The sequence below is a fragment of the Acinetobacter sp. 1424608 genome (assembly GCF_000588255.1).
Classification (GTDB): domain Bacteria; phylum Pseudomonadota; class Gammaproteobacteria; order Pseudomonadales; family Moraxellaceae; genus Acinetobacter; species Acinetobacter nosocomialis.
In genome coordinates this window covers 1-25,848 of the sequence record NZ_JFXL01000004.1, presented here as the reverse complement: position 1 = coordinate 25,848, position 25,848 = coordinate 1, and the positions used below count along the sequence as shown (strand labels likewise).

Annotated in this window: 23 protein-coding genes and 2 pseudogenes; 16 read left to right on the top strand and 9 right to left on the bottom strand. The window is 35.6% G+C overall.

What is annotated here, in order from left to right:
• Nucleotides 1–301: 301 nt before the first annotated feature.
• From ppk1 to J678_RS09530, 10 genes are all read left to right on the top strand, one after another.
• Nucleotides 302–2,377, top strand: coding sequence for a polyphosphate kinase 1 (gene ppk1, locus J678_RS09570; RefSeq protein ID WP_017392746.1), 2,076 nt, complete (start codon nt 302–304; stop codon nt 2,375–2,377).
• A gap of 223 nt (nt 2,378–2,600) precedes the next feature.
• Nucleotides 2,601–2,675 carry a pyrroloquinoline quinone precursor peptide PqqA gene (pqqA, locus tag J678_RS0104045; RefSeq protein ID WP_001982218.1) on the top strand — a complete coding sequence of 25 codons (75 nt, stop codon included), beginning with the start codon at nt 2,601–2,603 and terminating at the stop codon, nt 2,673–2,675.
• A 75-nt stretch (nt 2,676–2,750) separates the two neighbouring features.
• Nucleotides 2,751–3,662 carry a pyrroloquinoline quinone biosynthesis protein PqqB gene (gene pqqB, locus J678_RS09565; RefSeq protein WP_017392745.1) on the top strand — a complete coding sequence of 304 codons (912 nt, stop codon included), beginning with the start codon at nt 2,751–2,753 and terminating at the stop codon, nt 3,660–3,662.
• An 8-nt stretch (nt 3,663–3,670) separates the two neighbouring features.
• On the top strand, nt 3,671–4,429 hold the full coding sequence (pqqC, locus tag J678_RS09560) for a pyrroloquinoline-quinone synthase PqqC (protein WP_000195110.1): 759 nt from the start codon (nt 3,671–3,673) through the stop codon (nt 4,427–4,429).
• A complete protein-coding gene (gene pqqD / locus J678_RS09555) occupies nt 4,426–4,710 on the top strand; it encodes a pyrroloquinoline quinone biosynthesis peptide chaperone PqqD (protein WP_017392744.1) in 285 nt (94 codons plus the stop codon). The genes pqqC and pqqD overlap by 4 nt, the downstream gene beginning before the upstream one ends.
• On the top strand, nt 4,707–5,861 hold the full coding sequence (gene pqqE, locus J678_RS09550; protein WP_004708780.1) for a pyrroloquinoline quinone biosynthesis protein PqqE: 1,155 nt from the start codon (nt 4,707–4,709) through the stop codon (nt 5,859–5,861). The genes pqqD and pqqE overlap by 4 nt, the downstream gene beginning before the upstream one ends.
• A 16-nt stretch (nt 5,862–5,877) precedes the next feature.
• On the top strand, nt 5,878–6,930 hold the full coding sequence (locus tag J678_RS09545) for a dipeptidase (RefSeq protein ID WP_025466090.1): 1,053 nt from the start codon (nt 5,878–5,880) through the stop codon (nt 6,928–6,930).
• 579 nt (nt 6,931–7,509) lie between these two features.
• Nucleotides 7,510–7,686, top strand: a complete 177-nt coding sequence (locus J678_RS22960; protein WP_004708777.1) for a hypothetical protein — start codon at nt 7,510–7,512, stop codon at nt 7,684–7,686.
• Nucleotides 7,687–7,938: 252 nt separating this feature from the next.
• Nucleotides 7,939–8,175 (top strand): hypothetical protein, encoded by a 237-nt coding sequence (locus tag J678_RS09535; protein WP_000044007.1) that lies wholly within the window; start codon nt 7,939–7,941, stop codon nt 8,173–8,175.
• 163 nt (nt 8,176–8,338) lie between these two features.
• Nucleotides 8,339–8,926 carry a uracil-DNA glycosylase family protein gene (locus J678_RS09530; protein ID WP_017392742.1) on the top strand — a complete coding sequence of 196 codons (588 nt, stop codon included), beginning with the start codon at nt 8,339–8,341 and terminating at the stop codon, nt 8,924–8,926.
• Between the two features lie 9 nt (nt 8,927–8,935).
• Here J678_RS09530 and J678_RS09525 read toward each other — a convergent pair whose 3' ends face one another.
• The gene (locus tag J678_RS09525; RefSeq protein WP_002084057.1) at nt 8,936–10,495 is read right to left on the bottom strand and encodes a phospholipase D family protein; all 1,560 of its coding nucleotides are present in this window, start codon (nt 10,493–10,495) and stop codon (nt 8,936–8,938) included.
• Nucleotides 10,496–10,929: 434 nt separating this feature from the next.
• On the opposite strand from J678_RS09525, the gene J678_RS09520 reads away from it, so the two are divergent.
• Complete coding sequence (locus J678_RS09520; protein WP_016805599.1) at nt 10,930–11,397, top strand: hypothetical protein; 468 nt, start codon at nt 10,930–10,932, stop codon at nt 11,395–11,397.
• Nucleotides 11,398–12,126: 729 nt separating this feature from the next.
• Nucleotides 12,127–12,486, top strand: coding sequence for a hypothetical protein (locus J678_RS09515; protein WP_004887222.1), 360 nt, complete (start codon nt 12,127–12,129; stop codon nt 12,484–12,486).
• 98 nt (nt 12,487–12,584) lie between these two features.
• Here J678_RS09515 and J678_RS09510 read toward each other — a convergent pair whose 3' ends face one another.
• Nucleotides 12,585–13,748 carry a catalase family protein gene (locus J678_RS09510; protein WP_017392740.1) on the bottom strand — a complete coding sequence of 388 codons (1,164 nt, stop codon included), beginning with the start codon at nt 13,746–13,748 and terminating at the stop codon, nt 12,585–12,587.
• A 183-nt stretch (nt 13,749–13,931) separates the two neighbouring features.
• Between J678_RS09510 and J678_RS09505 the strand changes: the two genes are divergently transcribed.
• A complete protein-coding gene (locus J678_RS09505; protein ID WP_017392739.1) occupies nt 13,932–15,803 on the top strand; it encodes a hypothetical protein in 1,872 nt (623 codons plus the stop codon).
• Between the two features lie 228 nt (nt 15,804–16,031).
• Nucleotides 16,032–17,140: pseudogene (locus J678_RS09500) on the top strand (S-(hydroxymethyl)glutathione dehydrogenase/class III alcohol dehydrogenase).
• A 56-nt stretch (nt 17,141–17,196) separates the two neighbouring features.
• Here J678_RS09500 and J678_RS09495 read toward each other — a convergent pair.
• The 7 genes from J678_RS09495 to J678_RS09470 form a co-directional block, all read right to left on the bottom strand.
• Nucleotides 17,197–18,153, bottom strand: a complete 957-nt coding sequence (locus J678_RS09495) for a DUF4882 domain-containing protein (protein WP_017392738.1) — start codon at nt 18,151–18,153, stop codon at nt 17,197–17,199.
• A gap of 109 nt (nt 18,154–18,262) precedes the next feature.
• Nucleotides 18,263–19,273: a fimbrial protein gene (locus J678_RS09490; RefSeq protein WP_002049906.1), complete on the bottom strand. Its 1,011-nt coding sequence runs from the start codon at nt 19,271–19,273 to the stop codon at nt 18,263–18,265.
• Nucleotides 19,270–21,828, bottom strand: coding sequence for a fimbria/pilus outer membrane usher protein (locus J678_RS09485; RefSeq protein WP_004887210.1), 2,559 nt, complete (start codon nt 21,826–21,828; stop codon nt 19,270–19,272). The genes J678_RS09490 and J678_RS09485 overlap by 4 nt, the downstream gene beginning before the upstream one ends.
• Nucleotides 21,829–21,888: 60 nt before the next feature.
• Complete coding sequence (locus J678_RS09480; protein WP_000774082.1) at nt 21,889–22,623, bottom strand: molecular chaperone; 735 nt, start codon at nt 22,621–22,623, stop codon at nt 21,889–21,891.
• 86 nt (nt 22,624–22,709) lie between these two features.
• On the bottom strand, nt 22,710–23,243 hold the full coding sequence (locus J678_RS09475; RefSeq protein ID WP_000731816.1) for a fimbrial protein: 534 nt from the start codon (nt 23,241–23,243) through the stop codon (nt 22,710–22,712).
• Nucleotides 23,244–23,729: 486 nt separating this feature from the next.
• The gene (locus J678_RS0104035; protein ID WP_004887207.1) at nt 23,730–24,020 is read right to left on the bottom strand and encodes a hypothetical protein; all 291 of its coding nucleotides are present in this window, start codon (nt 24,018–24,020) and stop codon (nt 23,730–23,732) included.
• A gap of 1,035 nt (nt 24,021–25,055) precedes the next feature.
• Complete coding sequence (locus J678_RS09470; RefSeq protein ID WP_004739051.1) at nt 25,056–25,250, bottom strand: hypothetical protein; 195 nt, start codon at nt 25,248–25,250, stop codon at nt 25,056–25,058.
• A 114-nt stretch (nt 25,251–25,364) separates the two neighbouring features.
• Between J678_RS09470 and J678_RS0104030 the strand changes: the two genes are divergently transcribed.
• Entirely contained in the window at nt 25,365–25,583 is a 219-nt protein-coding gene (locus J678_RS0104030) for a hypothetical protein (protein ID WP_024432478.1), read from the top strand.
• Nucleotides 25,583–25,848, top strand: a pseudogene (locus J678_RS09465) (replication protein); the annotation flags it as partial. The gene J678_RS0104030 and the pseudogene J678_RS09465, both read left to right, overlap by 1 nt.

The window sequence follows — 25,848 nt, the reverse complement described above, 5'->3', positions numbered from 1 at the left end:
TCAATTGGTGAATTAAGATGCATAAAAAATACGCATACTGTGTGAATATTTGATGAAAACTAAATCTTAATCAAAATCAGATGATCTTTAAAAAATTAATGCTAAGATAATATTAGAGATAAACTAATAAAAGGAAATACTTAAGACACATAAATACATCTTAATTTTTAAGTTTTTCATAAAAAATTCATGAATTTGCAATAAAACAGTTACAAAATGTTCAGTGAATAAAATCGGTTATATATTTTTAAATTAATCTTTTTTATTCATGTTCACTTTTTATCCATTATAAGAGTCAAGAATGACATCATTACCTACATTATCTAGCTCAAACCAGCATAATTTAGAGACATATATCAATAGAGAACTCTCTTTATTAGAGTTTCATAAGCGTGTGCTCGCTCAGGCCAAAGATATTGAACACCCATTACTTGAACGTTTAAATTTTTTAATTATTTTTTCACGTAATCTGGATGAATTTTTTGAAATTCGTGTGGCAAGTTTAATCCAGAAAATTAGTCTAATGACACAAGCGACTGGACCAGAAGGTCTGCCATTACCAGAAGTATTAAAGCAAATTTCGAAAAATGCTCATGAAGCCGTTGAAGAGCAATATAAGATTTTAAATTATACGTTGTTGCCACAGTTGCAAGGCTATGGCGTCCACTTTATTCAGCACGGCGATATATTAGAAAAACATAAAGAATGGATTAAAGAGTACTTTTTTAAAGAAGTACAACCTGTAGTTACACCCATTAGTCTTGATCCTGCACATCCATTTCCACGGTTAGTTAATAAAAGTCTTAACTTCATTGTGACTTTGGAAGGCAAAGATGCTTTCGGACGTCAGATTGATTTAGCTATTGTGCCGGCACCGCGTTCTTTACCAAGACTTGTTAAAATTCCGGAGCATATTTCCGGTGGTGCAGAACATTACATTCTGCTCTCTGCCATTATTCACCAGCATATTTCGGATTTATTTCCGGGCATGAAAGCGACAGGCTGTCATCAATTTCGTGTGACCCGAAATGCTGATTTAACCGTTTCTGAAGATGTAGAAGACTTGGCGGCAGCTTTAAAAGGTGAATTATCTTCACGCCGTTTTGGTCAAGCAGTTCGTTTGGAAGTAGCAAAAAAATGTCCTGAAGAAATTGCGAACTATTTATTAGAGCAATTTGATTTAGATGCAGAACATCTTTATTACGTCGATGGTCCTGTCAATTTAGCCCGTTTTATTTCCAACTTTGATTTGCCAGAGTTACGCTATAAACCGTATCAACAGGTTTTACCAAAACTTCTCTATAGCAAAAAGCCAATTTTTGATGTGTTAAAAACAGGGGATGTTTTACTTCATCATCCATTTGATTCTTTTGCACCCGTCATTAAGTTTCTTCGGGAAGCTGCTCAAGACCCAAATGTCTTGGCAATTAAACAAACCTTATACCGTAGTGGTGCCAACTCGGAAATCGTTCAACTTCTTGCAGAAGCGGCGCGTAACGGAAAAGAGGTTACTGCTGTTATTGAGTTAAGAGCACGTTTTGACGAAGAGTCCAATATTGAAGTAGCTAACGTATTGCAAGAAGCAGGCGCAGTTGTCGTTTATGGCATTGTTGGCTATAAAACTCACGCTAAAATGATTTTAGTTGTTCGCCGTGAACAAGACAAAATTAAAAGATATGTTCACTTAGGTACAGGCAACTATCATGCAGTGAATGCCAAAATTTATACCGATTTTGGCCTGCTTACGAGTGATGCTGAAATCTGTGAAGACGTACATAAGATTTTCCAAGAACTGACCGGTATGGGCAAAATGGCAAAGCTTAAGAAACTTTTTCATGCACCTTTTACCTTGCATTCACAATTACTAGAGCTTATTGAACAGGAAATTAAAAACAGTCTGGCTGGCAAGAAAGCACATATCATTATTAAAGTGAATGCACTTACTGAACCACAGCTCATCAGTGCGCTTTATAAAGCTTCTCAAGCGTGTGTACAAATTGATTTAATTATTCGTTCAATTTGCTGTTTAAGACCACAAGTTGCAGGGCTGTCCGATAATATTCGGGTACGTTCAATTGTTGGGCGTTATTTAGAACATACACGGGTTTACTATTTTTATAATGATGGCGATACAAAAGTATTTTGCGCTAGTGCAGACTGGATGGAACGAAATTTGTTCTCTCGTATCGAAACGTGTTTTCCAATCGAAAGTAAAAAATTAAAGAAACAAGTTATTGAAGATGGTCTAAACAATTACCTAAAAGATAATCGTCAAGCGTGGGAACTACAAGCTGATGGAACTTGGGTGCAATGCCAGCCTAAACCAGAGCAAGATCTTTATATTGCACAGCAATACTTAATGAACTTAGCCGTGTAAAAGTTCGGTCATAGCAGAATATTTGTCTGTTATGACCTTTTAATCGCCTTTGATTGATAAGGAGTTATTAAAATTTGGACAAAAAACACAATTATCGAACAATATCTTGTATCAACCTTATCTACAAACGTGGCATTTTTAATTAGAATAAATTTTTAATTGCTTTATAAGATTTAATCAAGTGATTCATTTCGCAAGATTAATCCTGACTGGAGAAAAATTTATGCAATGGACAAAACCAGCTTTCACTGATTTACGTATTGGTTTTGAAGTAACAATGTACTTTGAAGCACGTTAATTATTTCTATTCAAATCTGACATAAGCCCTAGTTTTGTTCTAGGGCTTATGTCTTTCTAATAAGATATTAATTTTATGTATATTTATATTTTAGGTTCAGCGGCTGGAGGCGGCTTCCCTCAGTGGAACTGTAATTGTCCTAATTGTCATGGTATTCGTACAGGTAAAATTAATGCCAAAGTACGAACTCAATCTTCAATTGCGGTTTCAGAAAACGGCGTAGACTGGATTTTATTAAACGCATCACCAGATATCCGTCAACAATTATTTGACTTTAAAGCAGCTCAACCTGCACGTAAATTACGTGACACGGGCATTACCAACGTTATTTTGATGGATAGCCAACTTGACCATACCACTGGACTGTTAACTTTACGTGAAGGCTGCCCAATGAATGTGTGGTGTACAGAAATGGTCTATCAAGACCTGACCACAGGTTTTCCAGTCTTTAATATGTTGAAGCACTGGAATGGCGGTCTTCAATACAATGAAATTAATCCTAAACAAGCTTTTAAAATTAATGGTTTTGAAAATTTAGAATTTTTACCTTTAATTATTCAAAGCGCGGCACCGCCATATTCACCACATCGCCATGACCCGCATGAGGGCGACAATATTGCCTTAATCATCAAAGATCGTAAAACACAAAAACAGTTGTTTTATGCACCAGGGCTTGGAAAGATTGATGATCAAATCATGCAGATTATGCAAAATTCTGACTGCGTCATGATTGATGGCACACTCTGGACCGATGATGAAATGCAGCAAACGGGTGTAGGTAAAAAAACTGGCCGTGAAATGGGGCATTTATATATTAGTGGGGAAGGCGGTTCACTGTCTTATTTGAACCAACTCAATACACCCAAAAAAGTGCTGATTCATATTAACAATACCAATCCAATTTTAAATGAAGACTCTGCTCAATTTGCTGAACTAAAAGCACATGGTGTAGAAGTTGCCTATGATGGCATGCAGATCGAACTCTAAGGTGAAACATGACTCAAACCCCTGAAGCTTTAACAACCGAACAATTTAAACAAGCCATTATTGATAAAGGTCAGTATTATCATATCTATCATCCATTTCATGTGATGATGTATGAAGGAAAAGCCACTCAACAACAAATTCAGGCTTGGGTTGCAAATCGCTATTATTATCAAATCAATATTCCACTCAAAGATGCCGCAATCATGGCAAATTGTCCAGACCAACGTGTACGTCAGGAATGGATTCAACGCATGATTGACCAAGATGGCGAATATCCTGACGGCGGTGGACGAGAAGCATGGTTACGGTTAGCAGAAGCTGTAGGCTTGAGTCGTGAGCAAGTGATTTCCGAAGAATTGGTTTTACCGGGTGTTCGCTTTGCTGTAGATGCCTATGTAAATTTTGCACGCCGTGCATCATGGCGTGAGGCAGCAAGCAGCTCTTTAACTGAACTTTTTGCCCCACAGATTCATCAATCTCGCCTTGAATCATGGCCACAACATTACCCTTGGATTGATGACAAGGGCTACGAGTATTTTCGTTCTCGTTTAAGTCAAGCACGCCGTGATGTTGAACATGGTTTAACAATTACGCTTGATTCATTTACCACTCATGAGCAACAACAAAGAATGCTGGAAATATTGCAGTTTAAACTGGATATTTTATGGAGCATTTTAGATGCCTTAACACTGGCATACGTACACAATGAAGCACCATATCATAGCGTGACTCAAGAACGGGTATGGCACAAAGGACTATTTAAATGAATAAAGAACAATTTGATGTAAATCTTGTGCCTACATGGCGACAAGGTTATCGCTTTCAATTTGAGCCTGCTCAAAATAGCTTTGTCATTTTATATCCTGAAGGCATGATTAAATTAAATGAAAGTGCAGGGGCTATTGGACAGTATATTGATGGGAAAAATAATGTCTCTGCCATTATTGCCCAGCTCAAGGAACAATTTGGCGATATAGCCGAAATTGACAACGATGTTATTGATTACATGTTAGTTGCCCAGCAACAGCACTGGATTGATTTTATATGACCAATGGTGTTGGTTTACCCCTATGGCTACTAGCGGAGCTAACATATCGTTGCCCGCTACAATGTCCATATTGCTCGAACCCTTTAGACTACGCACAGCACAAAAATGAACTGACTACTCAAGAGTGGTTTGACGTTTTCGATCAAGCTCGGCAAATGGGTGCTGTACAGCTAGGGTTTTCAGGTGGTGAACCTTTAGTACGTCAAGATCTGGAACAGCTTGTGGCACACGCACACCAACTCGGATTTTATACCAATCTCATTACCTCAGGCATGGGCCTTACTGAACAGCGTATTTCCCATTTAAAACAAGCTGGCCTAGACCATATTCAAATTAGCTTTCAAGCAAGTGACCCAGTTGTTAATGATGCTTTGGCAGGATCAAAACATGCTTTTGAACAAAAGTATGAAATGTGCCGACTTGTTAAGAAATATGATTATCCGATGGTCCTTAATTTTGTGATCCATCGGCATAACATTGACCAAATTGATAAAATTATCGAGCTTTGCCTTGAACTCAATGCCGATACAGTCGAGCTAGCAATTTGTCAGTTTTATGGTTGGGCATTTTTAAACCGTCAAGGTTTATTACCGACACAAGAACAACTCATACGTGCTGAACGTATTACCAATGAATATCGCGACAAGTTAAAAGCGCAGAACCATCCTTGCAAACTTATTTTTGTGGTACCTGATTATTACGAAGAACGGCCAAAAGCCTGTATGAATGGTTGGGGAAAAATTTTCTTTACAGTTGCTCCAGATGGTATGGCCTTGCCATGTCACGCAGCAAGACAATTGCCTATTTCTTTCCCAAATGTTCGTGAACAAAGCCTATCAAAAATTTGGTATAAATCTACCGGTTTTAATCACTTCCGTGGCGATGCATGGATGCCAGAAGGTTGCCGTAGTTGCCCAGATAAAGACCGCGACTTTGGTGGCTGTCGTTGCCAAGCCTATATGTTAACAGGCGATGCAAGCAATGCAGACCCTGTTTGTGGTAAATCGCCATATCATCAGCTGATTGAACAGGCACGTGCCGAGAGCAAAATTGATTCTTCACTGGAAAAATTGGTGTTCCGTAATAGCCGAAATTCAAAGCAATTTACGGTTCAACAAAACATTCCTGTTCAAAATATTGTAGATGATTAGCTGTGAGAAAACCGATATGAATCATGGCACATTTCCTGTTTTTGATGGCCATAACGATGTATTAACCCGTTTGTGGTTAAGTGATCATAGCAATCCTGCTCAGGCTTTTATTCAGGAACGTTTAGCAGGGCATCTCGATTTAAAACGCTGTCAAAAAGCGGGTTTTGTCGGTGGGATGTTTGCTATTTTCTTGCCGCCTTTTCATTATGTTAAGCAGCATCATGCCAACAAACTATTTGACCAAAACGCGTCTGACTTTACCCAACAGCAAATTGAGCAAATTTGTCTGGCACAACTCGATTTAGCAAAACAACTTGCCGAGTATTCTAACGATATTCAAATTTGCACAACTGTTCAGCATATTCAGCACTGTTTAGCAAAACAAAAGTTAGCCATTGTATTGCATATGGAAGGCGCCGAAGCACTACAATTCAATCCAGATTTACTTGATGTATTTTATGATGCAGGGCTTCGTAGCATTGGACCGCTTTGGAATAGACCCAGTCGCTTTGGACATGGTTTAAATGCTAAGTTTCCCCATTCACCCGATACGGGAGCCGGCCTTACACACGAGGGGAAAGCATTTATAAAACGCTGTGCTGATAAAAAAATGGTGATTGATGTTTCCCATATGAATGAACGAGCTTTTTGGGATACCGCTAACATTCTTCAACAGCCCATAGTCGCGACCCATTCGAATGTACATGCCTTATGTCCACAAGCTAGAAATCTAACAGATGACCAACTTAGGGCGATCAGGGACTCTAAAGGCATAGTCGGGGTAAATTTTGACGTTGCATTTTTACGTAAAGACGGGCAGCGCGATGCCAACACATCTATTGATGTACTTTTAGAGCATCTTGAATATTTAATAGATCAAATGGGAGAAGATTATGTCGGTTTTGGTTCCGACTTTGATGGAGCACTTATTAGCGATGAAATTGAAGATGTAAGGGGACTACACTTACTTATTGAAGCAATGCAAAAGCGACATTATTCAAATGAAACTATAGAAAAAATTTGTTTTTCAAACTGGTTAACTGTACTCAATCGCATTCTAATTAAATAATTTATTGCTAAACATATTGAAAATAGCGAATTATTTTGCATTTTTTATTGGCCGAAATGACTAAAAAAAGTACAAATGGTTTAATTGTCAACCATTCGGTAAATTAATTAGAATCAATATTACTGAATGTAAGAACATTTGGTATTTCAGGTCTTTAGTGGTTTTCACATGCGCCCATTTCTTTTTGAGAAGTAGAAATGGTCGTTTTTTATTGCTTATTTTAAAAATGAGAATTTCATCACAAGAATGACCAATTAATTGCAAATGGTCCCTTTCCCATCTTGACTAAAAGTTCAGCATTAAATACATTGGAACTGTATTTAAAGATAAATAAGATTGCTTAAAGCAATTAATAATACTGCTTAATCCTGAAATACAGTAAAAAGCCTATTCCATTTTTAGAATAGGCTTTTTGCTTTGTATCAAAATTTATTTTTGAAACTACTATACTCTTCAATTAACATAAAAATTAAATACCTTACAAAAGCGACTCAAATCAAAGCCCTTAAATAACAATTAATGTGCTATTAATTTAAGTTGATTTCTCAAAAGTTTCTCCGTCAACTGAAGAGGTGCAAAATGTTAAAATCAATTTTAGTACTAGGAACAGGTATTGCCATTGGCATGTGCGTATACAAGAAGAAGCAAAAAAATAGTAAGAGCTTTAGTGCCGATAGCGATACTGACTCATTGATTAGTAAAGATAATAATAAAAACAAAGATGATAGTTCTCTAGATAATGCTGTACAAGTTTAAAAGTAAATAAAGGGGTTCATACGTGGCCCCTTTAAATATTATTTTCTATAAATTAGATTTATTTAAAATAATAAGCTTTTTGACAAGTTCATCTAATATTAACTTTTATTTTAAATAATTATTTCACTATTCATTTAATTATTAAATAAATATGTTTAAAACAAAAAAAACACTTCAAATGCTAAATTTTACATGTTGTAGCAAAACTCCCTTTATTATCTTTAACGTTAAGAATAAAAAATGGAGACTAAAATGTCTAAACGTCATATTTTAAAAGAAGTTAATGCAAAAAGTATGTGTGGTATGGAAATTGTGGTAGAGCAAATTTTTGAAAATGCGTTGGAAAAAAATTTAGCTTCAACCGAAGTAGAGCAAAACTGGTTACCACTTTCGAAGATTGTCATTTCAGACAAAGTTATCAATTTAGATCAAGACAACACCTTTGCCCATCCAAGAACAGGTAAAGTCTTTAAAATTTTAAACTCCTAAACAGTTTGGTTACTAACATGCATATAAACGAAATGATTGAGGCGAAACAACAAAAGGTTTCGCCTCAATGCATTTAATTAAGTGAATTTGCATTTCTTGACTCGTGATTAACCTGAAAATGCGTTAAGTTACTTATAATTTTTGAAGTAAATACTGATTTTTTATGATAATTGAGATAGAAACCCATCCACTACAACCATTTTTACCTGAAAATGCCCGTTTATTAATGCTAGGGAGTTTTCCACCTCCTCGTAATAAATGGAAAATGGACTTTTACTATCCAAACTTTCAAAATGACATGTGGAGAATTTTTGGCTTAATCTTTTTCCAAAACAAGACCTATTTTTTAAGCGAAAATCAGAAAACATTTAATGAAGAACGTATCCGAAACTTCTTAACTGAAACAGGTATTGCCATTTTCGATACGGCTTATCAAATTAAACGCCTCAAAGGTAATGCTTCCGACAAATTTCTGGAAATTGTCACACCCACAGACTTGGCGGCTTTGCTTCAAAAAATCCCTTTATGCCAAACTATTATGACTACAGGGGACAAAGCAACTGATACCTTAATTTCAGTTTTACCTGAGAACACTGAAAAACCTTTAATTGGAACATCGACAACAACTTATTTTGCCGACCGCAATATTCATTTATATCGGTTACCGTCATCTTCTAGAGCATATCCATTAGCGCTTGAGAAGAAAGCAGAAGCCTATCAAAAATTCTTTAATGAAATAGGTTTCTTGTAATATTCAAACTTACATCATCCACTCAATAGGCAGGTAAGAAACAGCTTTAATCATTGTTCGTTGAAAACGGCTGGTTCCCGGGTCTTTATCGTATTCAATGACTTGCCCATTCGACTGGTAATCTAGCCAAGTAATTTCACCTTGGCTATTTAGTTTTAACTGATAGGCCACTTGAGGTAAATGTTGATCTAACATAACGGAAATCTGAGTTTGTAATTGGCTAGATTCAATGACTAAACCTACTTCGGTATTTAAATAAGTAGAGCGAGGGTCAAAATTAAAAGAACCAATAAATACTTTGCCATCTACATCAAAAAATTTCGCATGCAAACTTGATTTATTTTTACCTTTTGCCGGTATAACGCTACCCGTTACGATTTCGTACCAAGTTCTACGTCGCCGTTCTAAAACAGGTTTAAACTCATAAAGCTCAATACCATTTTTAAGCATTTCTACACGGTATTGACTATAAAAAGCATGTACGATCGCAACATCATTCGCAGCAAAAGAGTTAGTTAAAGCACGAACTTTAATTCCTTCAACTCGCAGCTGTTTCAAATAATACGTACCTTGTTGAGTGGGTACAAAATAAGCAGAAGCTAATTCTAAGTGCTGCTTGGGTTTACCCATAATAGACATGACTTGCCCATACAGCATTTCATGTTCAGCTGCGGTACCTAAAATTTTCTTGGGAGAGTCTGCTACAAAGTGTGCTTTAGACCATTGTATAGGGTTGTGCTCTAAAAGCTCTTTTAGATAAGACTGAGCATCATAAAGTTTATCTTCAGTCAGACTATGGTTTTCATGGTGTAATTGTTCGTAATGCTCTCTTAGTGCTTTTAAATGATGCTCAGCACAAGTACCAATCACTTTAGTCGCGTCTACACTTAAGGTACTTTCCCAAAAGTCAGCAAATACAGCTTGGGCATGCCGTACAGCATCTCCATAAAACAAAATATCTAAATCTGTAAATTGAAACTTACTGCTTGCTTCAAAATATTCACTACTGATATTCCTACCACCGGTTACTGCAATTGAAGCATCTGCAATTATGAGCTTGTTATGCATACGGTGATTCACTTTTTTGAAGCGAAAAATATAGTCGAATATTCTTAAATATCTAAATTTATAAGGATTAAATAACCTAATTTCAAAATTGGAATGCTGTAAAAGGCTTCTTAATATGCCATCGAGTTTTATACCGTTTTGATCATCAATTAACAGTCTGACTTTTATGCCTCGATCTGCCGCCTTCAGTAATTCATGCAAGATCAGATTACCCACAAAATCATTAGTCCAAATGTAATATTGTAGATCTATGGTTTCTTTGGCATTTCTAATTAAATAAATACGTGAAGCGATACTCATAAATGCATCATCGAGGGCTACAAAAGCGGTAAGACCCTGACGTGTTTTTTCTTCTGCTGCCTCATCATTCAACCAATTATTTGTCTTTATCACTATATCTTTCTCATTAGGATCGTATGTATCTGTATAAGAAGGTAAATCAGTAAAACCCCAAGCACTTAAGGCCATAGTACTATACTGCTCATATAGCTGATTGATCATGTAAGCATTTAATTTGCATCCAAGTTAGATCTATCAGAGCATTCTTATATTCAATTTATATGTCAAAAACCTCAATAACTGTATGATTTTGTTGTACTCTAAAAAACTATAAAATTAAAATATAATGAAAACAATGTATTAGTAGAGATTAAAATTTTACTAGCGGCGTGTTAAATAATCATTTTGATTGTGTGAGCTGTATTTTACTGCAAGAAATTATTTCGATAATTTATGAATTTCACTTATAAAACTGTGACATATTACTCCTTATTTTTATAAGTTGTGTTTTAATATGCGCTCTAATTTCACAAGTTCACATTACTTACAATGGTCACTAACTACTACATTAAAACACATGATTTCTATCATACTTCCTTAAAAAGCTGCATAAGCAACCTACCAAACAATGGAAGGTAGAAGGAAGGAGATAGGAAATGCCACAATATTTAATGATTGCTGAAAAGGTATATAAAAAAATTGAAGAAAATAATCTTTTTTCTGATACTCCGACTGAACATTTGAATAACTTGATAGGCGTAATCCGTAAAGAGATTAAAGGTACAAAATTTAAGCTTAAATATAACTTTATTGACTTTGAAGAATGTTTAACAAAGCCACTGGATGAATGCGCCGTTAAGATTGATATTAGCCTAATGCCAAGCCATAAAAATAAAGACGAATATATTTTATGGTTAGCGGGATTTATAGAAAGAATGACGACAGGTGGTGAGACTCATCTTCCTCCTATTTCAAAATTTATTCCACCAGACTTTAAATTTAACTGTGAATTTGATAGTGGTCATACTCAGCCAGTAGAAGTACAGAGACATGATGAGGGGGAACTTATCATTAATTACTTTAAATCAGAGGCCTTCATGAAAATTATAAACGAAGAAAAATAATTTAAAGAATAGAAGTGTTTCCACCACACTTCTATATCGCTGTCAAAATTCAGCGACCGCCTTCTGGGGCGGGTTTTTTTTTGGAATTAGCAAAATTCCTTGTTATGTTGATGTCTTCACATAAGTTTTCACTATGAACATAACTCACTTGTTCGCTATAAAAATAGATACAGAAATCAATGTTAGCTTTTTATTATCTTCATGATTTAAGGAGATATAGAAATTTTAAAAGAGAGTTAAATTGCTTCCTTGTAGACAATTTAGTCTAGATGTATTCTGAATCTATAAAGAACTTTCATGTTTGTTAGTTTTTTAAAGGAGGTGTCTATGCTCCATAATTTTAGACAGTTTTTCTGCATGCACATCTGGGAATATGATTTTGATATTTCTCATGATGAGATAAGAGAATGTAGAAAATGTGGGAAAATTCATAAAGTGAAAAGTTTCCATAAAATGACTTAAGATTAAAGAAAGTGATTTTAAGCATATTAAAAAAATAAGCCCAATAATTTAAAAGTATTGGGCTTATTTATGAATAATAAAAAACCTATTAATTTACTCAGAATATAATTCAAATTAGATCACATTTTTAAATTATAAAAGGTTTCAATTTACATAAATTTATATTAAATTTAAAAAATAAATAACACTTCAATAAAAACTAAAAACTTAAATTTATAACTTTAATCTTATACTCATATTTTATAAGAAATTAATAAGGAGATAGAAATGCCAAAATATTTACTATTAGCAGAAAAAATTTCAAAAAATATAAAAAAAGAACATACCAATAATCATCTAAAAAACCTAAATAATTTAATTATGGAAATCAAAAAAGCAATTAATGGTACAGAATTAAAGTTTTTATATAATTTTTTTGATTTCGGAGGCACATTGCTTAATCTTCAGGATGAGTTACCTTTCAAGTTAGATATTAGCTTGATTCCCATCTATAAAAGTGAAGAAGACTTTATTTTTTGGTTAGCAGATTTCATTGATCGAATCACTATCGACACAAGTAAAGGAGATTATTCAATAAAAAAGAAGTTAGCCATCCTACACTCTATTGTTGAGAAAATTGATCTATAGGCTTTAGCTTAGTATAGCCATTCTTTTAAGGTCCATTGATATAGAACTACCTTTTTTATCGGTAGTTCTTTTATATGTAAAGTATAACGAACTCACTTTTAAGGCTCTTGTCGAGGGGCCGAGTTCATATCGTGTCTCACTTTACTTATATTTTCATAAATAATTTTACGTAATCTGTTTATTGCACCTAAAGGTTTGTGCTCAGGTAAAGCATGCCACGGCGTAAAGGAGAGATTTTCACAAAATTGATTCTGTTCCGGTGTATCAAAGCTTTGCTTTGGAATACGAATAGTTGCAACCTGATAAAAAGGTGCTTCTGCTTCTTTCCATTCTGTCATTGCATCTTCAACTTGCATTTGAGTTGAAGTTCTTGGCTGTATAAGAAACTCCATACAAGCGTCTTGTTTTTGCAGCGTATCTTGTAGTGCAGCTCTTAAAAAATTATGGCTTGGATGGTCAGGTAGAGATGTAGACACCGTAGAACAATTTCTTACGGAGTACTTAACAGCTTGACGGTCATTATCTAATCCTAATTGATAGGGCACCATAGACCAGTAACGTGCATATAATGGATTAGAAATTTTAGAATTACGCGCTCCTAAAGCATTGATTGTTCCTTTAAGCCCTAAAGCAAACGGAATATGAAGCTTTCTGAGAGTACTTTTGCTATTAACGTCCTGCATAAAAGAAAGATATCTTTGCCCATCATTTACGAAAAAGACAGGATGATTGATCATAATAAAATCTTGAGTTGTCGCTTCTTTTTCACTTTCTAAAATTTTCTGACCTGGTACGCCTAAGACTTTTATGGCTATGCCGCGAGCATCTTTTTCAATGTCTGCTTGAGAAGCATCGTTAGATGCATTCGAAAATCGAATCCAGGCTTGATAGCTCTTATCAGGAACAAATATACCTTTTGCAAGTTGAGTTGGAATATTTTTAAGTACATGGAACTCGGCACGAACACAGCCATGTGCTTTAGGATGTGCATCTCTTAAGGCTTTACCAGGTGCATACTCTTTGCGTATTGATTCTTCAATAACGGTAGAGATTTCTTGAGCCAGTTTTTTTTCATTTGGTTGGAGCTTTTCATCTAAATATTCATCAGGTATTGGATAATTAGTTGTATAGGTAGGAGTAGAAATAGCAGAAGCTTTAGTATTTTTATAAAATATTGGATCACTACAGCCACTTAATAATGAAAGAACTGGAGTAAAAATAACGAGTAGTCTAAAGTGGCTTAAATGAGAAAAGTTTGGCATTCATTGCTCCTTATTGCAAAGTCCACTTTAGAATTAAAATAATATGTTAGCTTTACATTATTTTAATGATTCCAACCATTATCTACTGTTAATAGATTAGACTAAATTGTTACTTATCTGAACAATATAAATAAAATTATTATTTAATATAAAGCTTCTTAAAACCATTAAGAGCAATATGACATGATAAATAATTCAGAAAATGTACAAAATAATTCGACTGTTTCACCTCAACCCATTACTCAAAATATACTTATTGATCGGTTCAACCCAACTTATTGGAGAATAGATGGTCCACAAACCATGTCTTTTGCGATTACCAATTATGGCAACGGTTTTGAGGCGTCTTTCCGCTCACGCATGACTACAGACTTGGCTGGTATTAGTTGGGACTCTTACGACTCTAAAGACCATAAATTTTTAGCTTATGAAACTAAATATAGCTATTCAGGTGTGGTATGGGACTTTGATATTGAACTATCACCATCTATGCCAGTTCTAAATAATGAGTCGCTAACTCCAACTTTAACGGTTTATTATAACGACAATGGAGTAGATAAAATTGCGTATATTGTCTTGTTCAACTATGCAAATACTCCATCTTCAAGATCTGCCCATATTCATATCAACTGGGATACAGTCAAAGCAGGTTTCTCGGCTACAGATAGTTTTCCAGTTACCAATATTCAGCAAATCACATTTTCGGCTTTTACAAGTAGTTATAACCCACACTCATCATTGCCCTTAAGTCAGGCTGAAGATGGTTATATTCGCATTACTAATTCAGTCGTGACAGGTGCAAATGCAAAATTAAATCTAAGCCGAGTGGTTGTACCACAGCATAACTATGGCTTATGTACCAGCTATGACGATCATTACGACCTGAACCCGCAGCGTATAGTAGATAACATGGCTGCTTTGGGTTATCACGGTTTCATTAATCATTACTGTGGTATGTCACATTATCCTGAAATAATCTGGAGAAGTGATATTAATAGATTCCAGATTCCTGACACACTCGTTACAGGACAGGATGTTATTAACCCATGTACCCGTAAATGGCATGAGAAATATGCCCAAGCTCTGCATAATGCAAATATGCAACCCGTTTTTGGGGTAAGTTTTGAAATGTACTCGCTAGGCGCAAATGAATTTTGGGCACAGCGAGACTGGAATAGTAATTTGGGTAAAACAGGCTACCAGCCACCAAGTTATTTCTTCAGTTTAAGTGATCAAAATGCTTTGGCATATTTACATAAAGTTTTTATTGAGTTTGCAGATACCATGGTGACGGGTGGGTGTGATGTCAACATGCAAATTGGTGAGCCTTGGTGGTGGTATAACACAGATACGAACTTACCATGTGTCTATGACTATCCAACCAAGTTAGCTTTTAATGCAGATACAGGTTTATATGCACCAGACTTAGGAACAATTTATGAGGCGATGAATAAAACAGGAACGCCGTATGATGAATTTAAAACATGGTTAAGAAATAAGTTAGGGCAGACCTGCCAAGATATTAGAACAGCAATTAAAGCAAAATATGCAAATGCCCAAGTGTGTCCTTTAATATTTTTCCCATCTATTCGCTCACCAATACAAACCCTAGCAACTTATATTAATTATCCAAGTGAGCATTATTCATACCCTCATTTTGATTACATTATGACTGAAGCCTATGATTGGCTTTTAGAAGCGAAATTAGATTTAGCCCATCAAGCTGTTTCACAAATACCAACTCAAGATTTAGGCTATCCTGCCAGTAAAGTTGCTTATTTATCAGGGTTTGTACCAGATGCATCTATTGCTTATATCTATGGATTCGACAAAAACAAACCATATCGAACACCTATCTGGCAACGTATTTTTGGAGATATGCAAAATAATGTATCTCTAGGGCTTATGAAGCAATTTATCTGGGCATATCCACAAGTTATGTTTGACTCGATTACAATCGATACTACTCAAGCTCCAAATGGCTTCTTTGTTGAAAATACGCTCTATACACCTATTAGTGATAACACGCCATACCCACCGGATATTTACCTATAAGTAAAAATAAGCTGGTTACAAGATAATGATTTGATAAGAAACCTCTTCAAGTAAGGGGTTTTCTCGTTTTTTAAATGTAGGCTTGCTTAGACGTATGTGACTGGCTATGCTGTAATGGATTGCTATGAAAGCCAATTTTAATTTAAGCAAAATTAAGCTCTTGTATTAGCATTACATTATCTATTTTGCTCGACTATAAATACCGAATGATATAAAGGAAACCCAAAGATGAAATCTCGTGCAGCTGTCGCCTTTGCTCCAGGAAAACCTTTAGAAATTGTTGAAATTGATGTTGCACCACCCAAAGCGGGAGAGGTTTTAATCAAGATTACCCATACTGGAGTATGTCATACCGATGCATTTACCTTATCGGGTGATGATCCGGAAGGTGTTTTCCCGGCAATCTTAGGTCATGAAGGCGCGGGGGTAGTAGTTGAAGTTGGTGAGGGGGTAACAAGCGTTCAGCCGGGTGATCATGTTATTCCGCTTTATACGGCAGAATGTAAAGAATGCTTATTCTGTAAATCCGGAAAAACTAACTTGTGTGTTGCGGTACGTGCGACGCAAGGTAAAGGTGTAATGCCGGATGGCACTACGCGTTTTTCTTATAATGGCCAACCGATTTACCACTACATGGGCTGTTCAACCTTTAGTGAATATACGGTAGTAGCCGAAGTATCTTTAGCTAAGATTAATCCTGAGGCGAATCACGAGCAAGTATGTTTATTAGGTTGTGGGGTAACTACAGGTATTGGTGCCGTGCATAACACAGCGAAAGTACAAGAGGGCGACTCTGTTGCTGTATTTGGCTTAGGTGGTATCGGTTTAGCCGTTGTACAAGGAGCACGTCAAGCAAAAGCAGGGCGCATTATTGTTGTAGATAGAAATCCAGATAAATTTGAGCTGGCAAAACAGTTTGGCGCTACAGATTTCTTAAATCCTAAAGATTATGACCAACCTATTCAGCAAGTCATTGTAGAAATGACAGGCTGGGGCGTAGATCATTCATTTGAATGTATTGGAAACGTCAATGTTATGCGCTCAGCTCTAGAGTGTGCACATCGTGGTTGGGGACAATCTGTCATTATTGGTGTAGCCGGTGCAGGCCAAGAAATTTCAACCCGTCCGTTCCAGTTAGTTACTGGCCGTAAATGGTTGGGTACAGCATTTGGTGGTGTAAAGGGCGCTCACAACTTCCTAAAATGGTCGAAGATGCTATGAAAGGTGATATTCAACTTGAACCTTTTGTAACGCATACAATGCCTTTACAAGACATTAATACCGCTTTTGATTTAATGCATGAAGGTAAATCCATTCGCACTGTCATTCATTTTTAAATGAAGTAAAAAGGGCTGTAATTCAGCCCTTTTTTTATGCTTAATAGTTTTATATTTTAAATGGCATTACCACACATATCAGTGGTACCTTGAGGATAGCTAAACTGTAGAGCATTACGGTCTGTAATTAGTTCACTCGACAACTCTTGTCCAAATAATTGTTCAGAATATATTGCTATACCATTCATAATAGAAAAACGTATATTCGCAAGCGGAGCTGGCAAATTAGATTGATACCCCTGATCAACTCCATTTAAAATAAAGCCTACTTGCTTCGTGTTCTGATTAATATATATACCCAAGCGTTGGTATCCATTCATATTATTTGTCATATTTTGACTTTTGAAGTAAGGATGATCAGGTCCGCTATTATCACTAACTCGATATGCTAAAGAGTAATTTAAAGTTGGAGGATTCTCGCCAAAATCTGGGTCATAAGTCCCTGTATGAAACCCGTAGTTTGATCTAACGGTATATCCATTATTTGTTACACCAGTAAAATCAATATTAGAGATATAAGAAGAGTTACCAACGGCTACAGTTGGAATTTTTAGTTCCATTTCAAAGGCAATAATGCCCTTATTAGGTATAGAGAAATCGCCAATATCATTAGTCGAGTTGAGACCTGCTTTACTTCTCGCTATATAATCTATATTGCCATATTCATTTTCTAGTATAGGATCTACTTTAAGGCTAAATTTTTGCCCACTTATTATTGGAAATATTTTCATAGGAAAATAATCAGGATGTTCATTATTCCATAGGTCATAATCTTCTTGAGTTGCATCAAAATGATATTGGCAGATTGGGGTAGAAGAATTAGGGGAATTCATTTGAGTCAAAAGGGGTTGAGATGCCAATTTTTCATTCTTTGTAGTTGATGAAATTCTTTTAGATGCGACTTTTTGGTTAGATTCATTACGTAATGCTGTATTGGTATTATCAGATGATACCTCATACATGGCCCAGCATAAGGTAATTGCACTAACAGCAACTATGCCTATTTTTTTCATAGATGTTCCTATAAAGTTAAGTAAATTCTTAGAAAGTATGGATAAAGAAAAAGTTATTATTAATTCTTAAATATTTGATATTGTTAAATTTAAAAACTATTGAATATGATTAATCATATTCAATAGTTACAGTTGCCATAGCACGAACTTTACCCGGTGTAACATTCGTTGCTGTTTGATAGTAGCGGGCAGTCATCGGTACGTTATATTGAAGTGTCTGGTTAGAAGACAATGTACCTAAAGCCAGCTTGTCACCTTTTTTGATAACCTGATTTTTATTTTGATAATTCCAAAGTAACTGAACGCCTACACCGTTTGCTTTTTCAGAAGCTGCAGCTGTATTCGCTAAAACCTGATTGTTTGTACCATCTTGAGTAAAGTCATAGGTCAAACTAATAAGATTTTTCTCTTCATAGCCAGTAGGGTTAATACCACCATTACATAGGATGTTCATATCAAAAGTTTGTTCACCTTGAGTTGAACCAACACCTTTAAAGCCAGCTTTAGTAACTGTTGGTAGTTGTACAACTTTATTGATATTACCTTGAATTTCACATGAAGAAGATGCAATGGTAATCGCATTGGCATTAACAGTACTTGTTAAGAAAGGCTTATCTGGAAAACCACGGATATAATAACTACTATATCTACCAGGAACTAAAGTCCCAGAACCTGTTTGTGAGGCAATTTTAATTATTTCCACAACAAAATAGCCATCTGCTAAGTAACGATTACCTGAGATTCCACCACGTTGATAAGGGTAATAACCAGAAAAATTGGTATTATTATCTGCTTCACGGTATAGGCGAATACCAATACCAGGAATATTGGTTGTATAGATGCTATTGCCTAAGGAGCTTAACGGATAAGCCTGTGTTAATTCCGCAACGGCAACATCGCGGCTATCACAATTATTTGCTTGTGTTCTAGTCCGGGTAATAGGAAAAGTCGCTTTTCTTAAAATCGCACCTACTTGATCACTAGGACGTACGACAACACGTCCCACCGCCATAAGAACATCATTTGCTTCATAATTGACTATATAGCATGCAGCATTAGCTTCACCATACACACCTAAGCCCGCGGTAAATAGAGCACCCGTTAATAATATTCTTTTCATTTGCAGACAGCCTCCGTCATTACCACGCTTTGTTGCTTGTTTTGCAACTGATTACCAACATTGTACTCAACCGAACAACGCTCATTGCTTTCGTCTCCCCATTTTACATACAGACGATCTTGAGCAAGTGGGGTACGTAAGTAAATCATACTACCTTGTGCAACAATACCTACTGCTTCGTCTTTTTGGTTAAAGACTTGTGCTGCAAAAGGTAAGCTGTTGCCATCTGCAGTCTTACTATTAATATAAACTGCATAACCTGTCTTAGTCGCAAAATCTACTTTAGCAATTGCACCAGCAAACGGCGCAATACGTTGACTTGTTTCTTCAAGTTCTACTTTGCTAGACATTTCTTGAGGGTCAAGGGTAATGTCATTAAGACGGTATGGAGTAACATATGGAACTACGGCATAACCTGCTTTATTGATGCTTAGACCAACGGTATTACTTACTTTTGCGCCAGCTGCATCAGGTGCATGTACAAGTACCATTGTTTGACCTTGTTCAGGTCCAAATAACACACCTTTTGAGTGAGCAACGATACTACCGCTTAAGCTCACCATAGCTTGTTGATAAGAATCAGCCACACTATAAGAACCACCAACAGTTGTATAGTTAGTACGATAACGACCATTTACGTTAAATGTTGGGTTTGCATAGTCCTGATGCGACATAGAAGCACCATAACTAAAGCGATCACCCACCATTCCACTTGCACCCACTGTACGACTATCTTCAGATGCAGTAATGTTGACATTAACTGAGTTCTTCTTGAAGTTCATTGGGAAAGACAATGTCATTAAGTATTCAGTATCACGTGATTGGTTACTTGCGCCGTATTCAACTTTACGATTGATCGCAGACAAACCATAAGTTAAACCATGGTAATTATTGCTATAACCAATCTGATACTGTTTAGTTGTTTCACTACGGTTCCAATAATCGACCCATGAACCTACCATATAGAAGTTACCCCAACCCTCAGGGAGTCCTTGGTTCAAGGTAATCTGGAATTCACTACGTTGGCGACCCGCAGCGTAAGTATTGATACCTTTTTCTTCTAAATCACGAATAAGAAGGGCATCACGCAATTTATAGAAGTTTTCTGTTGAATAACGATAAGCTGCAAGTGTTAAGTTCGTATTGGTTGGTGAAATTAATTTACTATAGCTTAAACGGAAACTTTGACCAGACTGCGAAGCTTGTTTTTCAAAGTCCGCCTCAGAATGCGTAACGTCAAATGCAACAGCACCAATAGGTGTTGCAAAAGCAGCACCCAGCAATAAAGCTGTATAATTTTCAGAAGCCTGAATTCCGGTATAACCCGTTAAATAGTTATTAATACCTTGTTGATATTTACCCTGAACCACCCAAGGATTAAGATCAATATCACGATCACGGAATTGACCTACAGTGAGTGAGTAACGGTTTACACCCGGACGTAACATCTGAACAACAGATGCATAAGGCACAGAAAATTTTTGTATTTCCCCATTCGCCTCAATAACAGTAACTTCAATCTCGCCACCAAATCCAGTAGGGTACAGGTCATTAATTTCGAAGTTACCCGGTGCTACCGTTGTTTGATAGATAAGTTGGCCTTGCTGACGTACTTCAATTTTTGCATTAGTTTTAGCATTGCCACGAATACGTGGGGCATAACCAAGCATACTATTCGGCAGCATTCGATCGTCACTTGAGAAATCAATACCACGATAGCCATAAGAGTCAAATACTTCGCCGTTTGTAAAACTATCACCAAGTGTTAAAACACCACGATATTTCGGGAATGCTCGCTGTAAATAAGTACTTGTTTCTTCGTAACTTGACTTAGATTGATTTTCAGCAGGTGTATCTTGCCATTGCCACTGACCATTGTGACGTAGCTGCCAACCACCTAAATTTAGTCCGGCTGTGATACCCATAAACGCATTTGAGGTTTCACTTCTATCATTCGATTGAGTGAACGTTTTATAAGCACTACCGTTATAAGATAAAAAGCCTGCATTAATACCGCGATCCCATACGCTCGGATCGACATAACCTTGCGCATTTTTTTGTAATGCGACTTGAGGGATTGAAATATCGACACGTAAACGAGAGTTATCAAACTCGTAAAATGCGTTTTCAACCCATTCTTCTATTTTGTAGCAACTATTATTTTCTTTTTGAAGGGGAGCATGCTTAGACAAAACCTCTTGTTTTACGCCGTATTCAAGAAGATTCATTCCTGTAAAGCAAGTGACCGCATTTTGTGTTGGGTCTACCGCCTTAAACACCATACGACGTTTACCAAACCATTGACCATTTACATATACGTCAACGTTATATTCGCCAGGTAAAACAGGGTTGCCATATTTAAAGCGAGAAATATCAACTTTTTTTGCATCGCCAATTAAGAAAGCAGAATCAAACTCAGCTTCGACAGGAGCACTCGCAGCTGTTTCTTCAGCGTGCACGAATACAGGCATTGTCATGGTAACAACACCGGAAGCCAAGTAATAACAAATATGGCGTTTTAATAATTTATAAGATTCTTGCCGTTTTTTTGGCATAGCTAAGTCCGCCTACTCACATAATAGGTGCTTAAAATTTATTAAAAAATATAAATCTGATTATTGAAGTTTTATTGAGTGTTCGACTCGGCCACCATAGTCATTCACATTAATAAAACTCATATCCTGAAGATTGCCATTCTTAAGCTGAATGGATGCATCAGAAAAAGGCTTAACCATTAGCCCTTCAGGTAATAAATCTACTTTTTTATCGCCGACTTTCTGATAAACAGAAGTCATGGTGATATGAAAAGGTGTTGGATTTTTTACCGTTAAGTTTTGACCAGATTTAACCCATTGAAGCTTATCTGCCGCTAAGTTCGCATCATCTTTAATCGAAGCTGGACGATAGAAGAATTTAATACGTGAACGAATTGCTAATTGCAGAAAATTATCAGGTGTCGCATCTGAGCCCTTTGAGGTAGGTCTTGGAGGAATATCCAAAACATTTAACCATAAGACAGTTTCTTGCTTCTGATTTAACTGAGAAGCAGTGGGTAGAGCAGTAATACGAAAAGTCTGACTTTTTGTTGCTTCAACACGAGAAATTGGAGGAGCAATCATAAAAGGAACTTTTGATTGATCCGGAGTACTTTTTGGGTCGCCTTCATCAATCCAAGCTTGGACAAGTGCTGGTTTTGAACCGTTATTGCTAACTTGTAGCGTAACTTCTCGGGCATCTGATGGATAAATTACACGAGTGCCATGAATTACAATTTCTGCATGAGAGGCAGGTGCGGCTACCGCTGAAGCAAATGCCAAACCTAACAAAAAATTATAACTGTTCAATTTCATTTCAGGATTCTCAGCCAAGGAAGTTCGGGAAAGCGTTACACAAAATAGGGCTTCTATACGGATATAGAAACCCTATCATCCATCAATTATTGATAGATAATTGTATATTGAACAGAAGTGTTCACTTTACCAGCAGTAGAAGCGCCAGTTGCATAGTATTCAGCATAGTAGTTAAGGTCTGCACTACCAGCTTTAGCAACGTCAACCCATTGAGAGTTTGCTTGAGCGCCATTTGCACCAGCAGCAAGAACTGGAATTACTTGGTTGTTGCTACCTAAAAGTTGAACGTTAACGTTTTTAGCACCAGTAGCGTCTTGGTTAAGTAAACGACCAGTATTGAAGTCAACCGTTGCACCTGGTTCGAAGTAAGTCGCAACTTTACCTTCTGAACAGTTAGCTAATTTGATCTGGAAAGGAGTACGACCAGCAACGTTACCAGCAGCAGCTAAAGTTTGTTTAGAAACAGTTGGAAGAGTAACTGTGAAATCTTTACCAGCAGGTGTAACGATGTCACAAGTTTTGTCTGTAACTAAACCATTAATTGTAATTGTACCATCAGCAGCTTGAGCGTTCGCAATCCCTACAACTGAAAGAGCAGCGATCAAAGCAAGTTTTTTCATAGTGTTTTCTCAAAAAGTCTGGATAAAAGTTTAATCTGTTACTTTTCCAGAGGTTGACATCTTGAAAAGTAATGCGGCGATACTAACATTTTTTAAACAAAATGCAAACTAGATCACATATTTTTTAAAGAATAAGAAAAAATACCACGAATTTAGAGTAAACATGACAAATGCTCTTTTTAAGTTAAGATTTTGTTTTTAAATATGAAATATTTGATAGAAGTTCTATTAAGAATAATTGCAAAATAAAAATACAATTAAAGAAAATTATTTTAAGAAAAATTTAATGAAGTAATTATATAGAACAATTTATCTTTATGCATGAAAAAACGTGAAAAATTTATCATTTATTAAGCAAATAAGAGCGAATTGTTAACTTTAGCTAAGTATTGCAATGTAAAGTCAAAAATTCACTCTTATAAGGCCATTCATACTCAAGTAACCGTAAAGAGTTAAGACTGAGTTGATGTTGAAAGCTCGTTCATTTCAATGATAGTTAACAAGCACTACTTTTTTATTAGCACTTATAGTTTCAATACTCGTATCCATTTTTTCAGTATGTCGCGCTAAGTTGAATACATTATCTTTGTTTAAATATTGAGTATCAATAGTTGTATTCAAAGAATTGATTTGAGCGCATTCTTTTTCAATATTTACTGTAGAACAAGTATCTTCAACAATATTTCCTTTAATCATTATTGTGTTATTCGCATAACAAAATAGTGGGGAAGTGGAAAGTACCGCCAAAACTACAATTTTAAATATATTATTTTTCATTTTATATATACCTATTTATTAAATAGTTAATATAAGAGATACAATAATTTTTATTTAAAAACAATATGAAAATTCATTTTAATAAAAAAATAATAAATAACATGTGACGCATATCTCACTAATTATTTTATTTATATAAATAGTTATTGCTTTATAGCTATTTTGCTAAAAATGATAATAAAATCACATTTTAAACAAATAATGAATCTTAGTTTGTATAAAATTAAATTACTGATAATAAATGCTTTAATTTAAAATATTCTTATTTTTTTTAAAAATTAAAAAACTCAATGATTTAAAAATTTATATTATTTAATAAAATAATATATTTTACTAAAAAATAATTATGTAATTAGATCTTTAACTCTAATTTGTGGTGTTTTATATAAATTAAAATATAAAAGCTTTAAGTTAATAAGAACAATATTGAATACATTTTAAATAGTAAGTAAAGTTGTTTAGCATAATTAAATAAACTCTCATTGTATGAGGCAAGTTGTAACTTTGCTGAAATCTAGGTAATTTAATTTTAAATAAGTAGCATTTAGATATAAGAAAATTATTTTATAGTTGTAGAGAAGAAAGCTGCCTAAATTTGGTTATTCAATTAACAATTAAGTTTCATATCTGTAATTTAATTCAAATTTTGAATTTTTAGTTAAATCACAGTCTTAGCGTTAATGCACAATGAAGCTTAAAAAAGAAAAGAAATAATTTATAAAAAAGCCATGCTTTCTGGGATGTAGTGCAATAGCTAAAATGGAGCGTGAAAGATAAGACATAATATTTTTATCAGACTTTAGCCAAAAATTTCATTGTTGGCTAAGCAAAGCACAGTACCAGTGTATAAAAATAAGGAGGATTAAAGACCTAGGTGTAAGTTACACAACAGTTCGTATAATGTAAGCCTGATTATGTAACATAGCCGATTTGCAATCATTTCAACTGCAAATCGGCGTTTTTTTACATAGTCGGCATTATGCGATCTGAAGGCTAGAGTAGGGGGCAGTTAGTACTCTGGATCAATATAAACAACTAATCGTCTTTTTTAAGTACTTCCGCTCGGTACTTCATCACATCTTCAGTTTTGATGTCTTTTAAATACTTTCTTATTAAAGTGTGAAGTACGTCCGATTCTTTAATTCGGATTTTTGTCTCGAACATCATTTCTAAGGTCGCTTCTTTGACCATATCTTCTTCTTCGTCTCTAAGTCTAACTGTAACTGCCATTTGTCTTACTCCTAAAAGGTGACACATCATATCTGATTTATATTTTATGATATGTTGCTAAATCACAAATTAGATGTTATAAAACCACAAAATATCATTTGTGATAAATCATACATGGATAAAGAACAAGCATTCGAGATCGTGGCTAAGATCATTTTCGATAGAGCCTGCACTTTAGTTGTTGGGGGAAATCCTGCTTACGAGTCGGAGCTTGTTCTACGTCACATAGAAATGTGCATGGTGGAGTGGGGCTATAAGTCTGCCAAAGTAGCGGAGTACTACGACATGTTGAAAGCTGAGAATGATAATTTCCGTTCAATGGGGATCTGCTAATGGGTGAGTATAAAAAACAACCAAACCCCACAGCTTTATCGGGGGGATTGAAAAATGCGATGGTTGTAACCCCCATTAATAAGATGGGGGTAAAGACATCCGATACGCAACTGCAAGACGCCGATCTCCCGTATCAAGAGCATTCGCTATACACAATTCCATACGCTCACATGGTGATGACATCTTCAGGTGTTAAACCAGTTCAATGCCGTCTTCCTGCTGACAATGAAATTGCCGTGATTGACTGGGTAAATTTCACAATCGG

Coding starts and splice junctions, on each gene's coding strand:
- J678_RS09515 (WP_004887222.1), top strand. CDS start 12,127: ATGCCAAAATATTTACTATTAGCAGAAAAAATTTCAAAAAATATAAAA.
- J678_RS09510 (WP_017392740.1), bottom strand. CDS start 13,748: ATGCCAAACTTTTCTCATTTAAGCCACTTTAGACTACTCGTTATTTTT.
- J678_RS09525 (WP_002084057.1), bottom strand. CDS start 10,495: ATGATCAATCAGCTATATGAGCAGTATAGTACTATGGCCTTAAGTGCT.
- pqqC (WP_000195110.1), top strand. CDS start 3,671: ATGACTCAAACCCCTGAAGCTTTAACAACCGAACAATTTAAACAAGCC.
- J678_RS09470 (WP_004739051.1), bottom strand. CDS start 25,250: ATGGCAGTTACAGTTAGACTTAGAGACGAAGAAGAAGATATGGTCAAA.
- J678_RS09480 (WP_000774082.1), bottom strand. CDS start 22,623: ATGAAATTGAACAGTTATAATTTTTTGTTAGGTTTGGCATTTGCTTCA.
- pqqB (WP_017392745.1), top strand. CDS start 2,751: ATGTATATTTATATTTTAGGTTCAGCGGCTGGAGGCGGCTTCCCTCAG.
- J678_RS09490 (WP_002049906.1), bottom strand. CDS start 19,273: ATGAAAAGAATATTATTAACGGGTGCTCTATTTACCGCGGGCTTAGGT.
- J678_RS09485 (WP_004887210.1), bottom strand. CDS start 21,828: ATGCCAAAAAAACGGCAAGAATCTTATAAATTATTAAAACGCCATATT.
- J678_RS0104030 (WP_024432478.1), top strand. CDS start 25,365: ATGGATAAAGAACAAGCATTCGAGATCGTGGCTAAGATCATTTTCGAT.
- J678_RS09475 (WP_000731816.1), bottom strand. CDS start 23,243: ATGAAAAAACTTGCTTTGATCGCTGCTCTTTCAGTTGTAGGGATTGCG.
- ppk1 (WP_017392746.1), top strand. CDS start 302: ATGACATCATTACCTACATTATCTAGCTCAAACCAGCATAATTTAGAG.
- J678_RS0104035 (WP_004887207.1), bottom strand. CDS start 24,020: ATGAAAAATAATATATTTAAAATTGTAGTTTTGGCGGTACTTTCCACT.
- J678_RS09535 (WP_000044007.1), top strand. CDS start 7,939: ATGTCTAAACGTCATATTTTAAAAGAAGTTAATGCAAAAAGTATGTGT.
- pqqE (WP_004708780.1), top strand. CDS start 4,707: ATGACCAATGGTGTTGGTTTACCCCTATGGCTACTAGCGGAGCTAACA.
- J678_RS09530 (WP_017392742.1), top strand. CDS start 8,339: ATGATAATTGAGATAGAAACCCATCCACTACAACCATTTTTACCTGAA.
- pqqD (WP_017392744.1), top strand. CDS start 4,426: ATGAATAAAGAACAATTTGATGTAAATCTTGTGCCTACATGGCGACAA.
- J678_RS09545 (WP_025466090.1), top strand. CDS start 5,878: ATGAATCATGGCACATTTCCTGTTTTTGATGGCCATAACGATGTATTA.
- J678_RS09505 (WP_017392739.1), top strand. CDS start 13,932: ATGATAAATAATTCAGAAAATGTACAAAATAATTCGACTGTTTCACCT.
- J678_RS09495 (WP_017392738.1), bottom strand. CDS start 18,153: ATGAAAAAAATAGGCATAGTTGCTGTTAGTGCAATTACCTTATGCTGG.
- J678_RS09520 (WP_016805599.1), top strand. CDS start 10,930: ATGCCACAATATTTAATGATTGCTGAAAAGGTATATAAAAAAATTGAA.
- J678_RS22960 (WP_004708777.1), top strand. CDS start 7,510: ATGTTAAAATCAATTTTAGTACTAGGAACAGGTATTGCCATTGGCATG.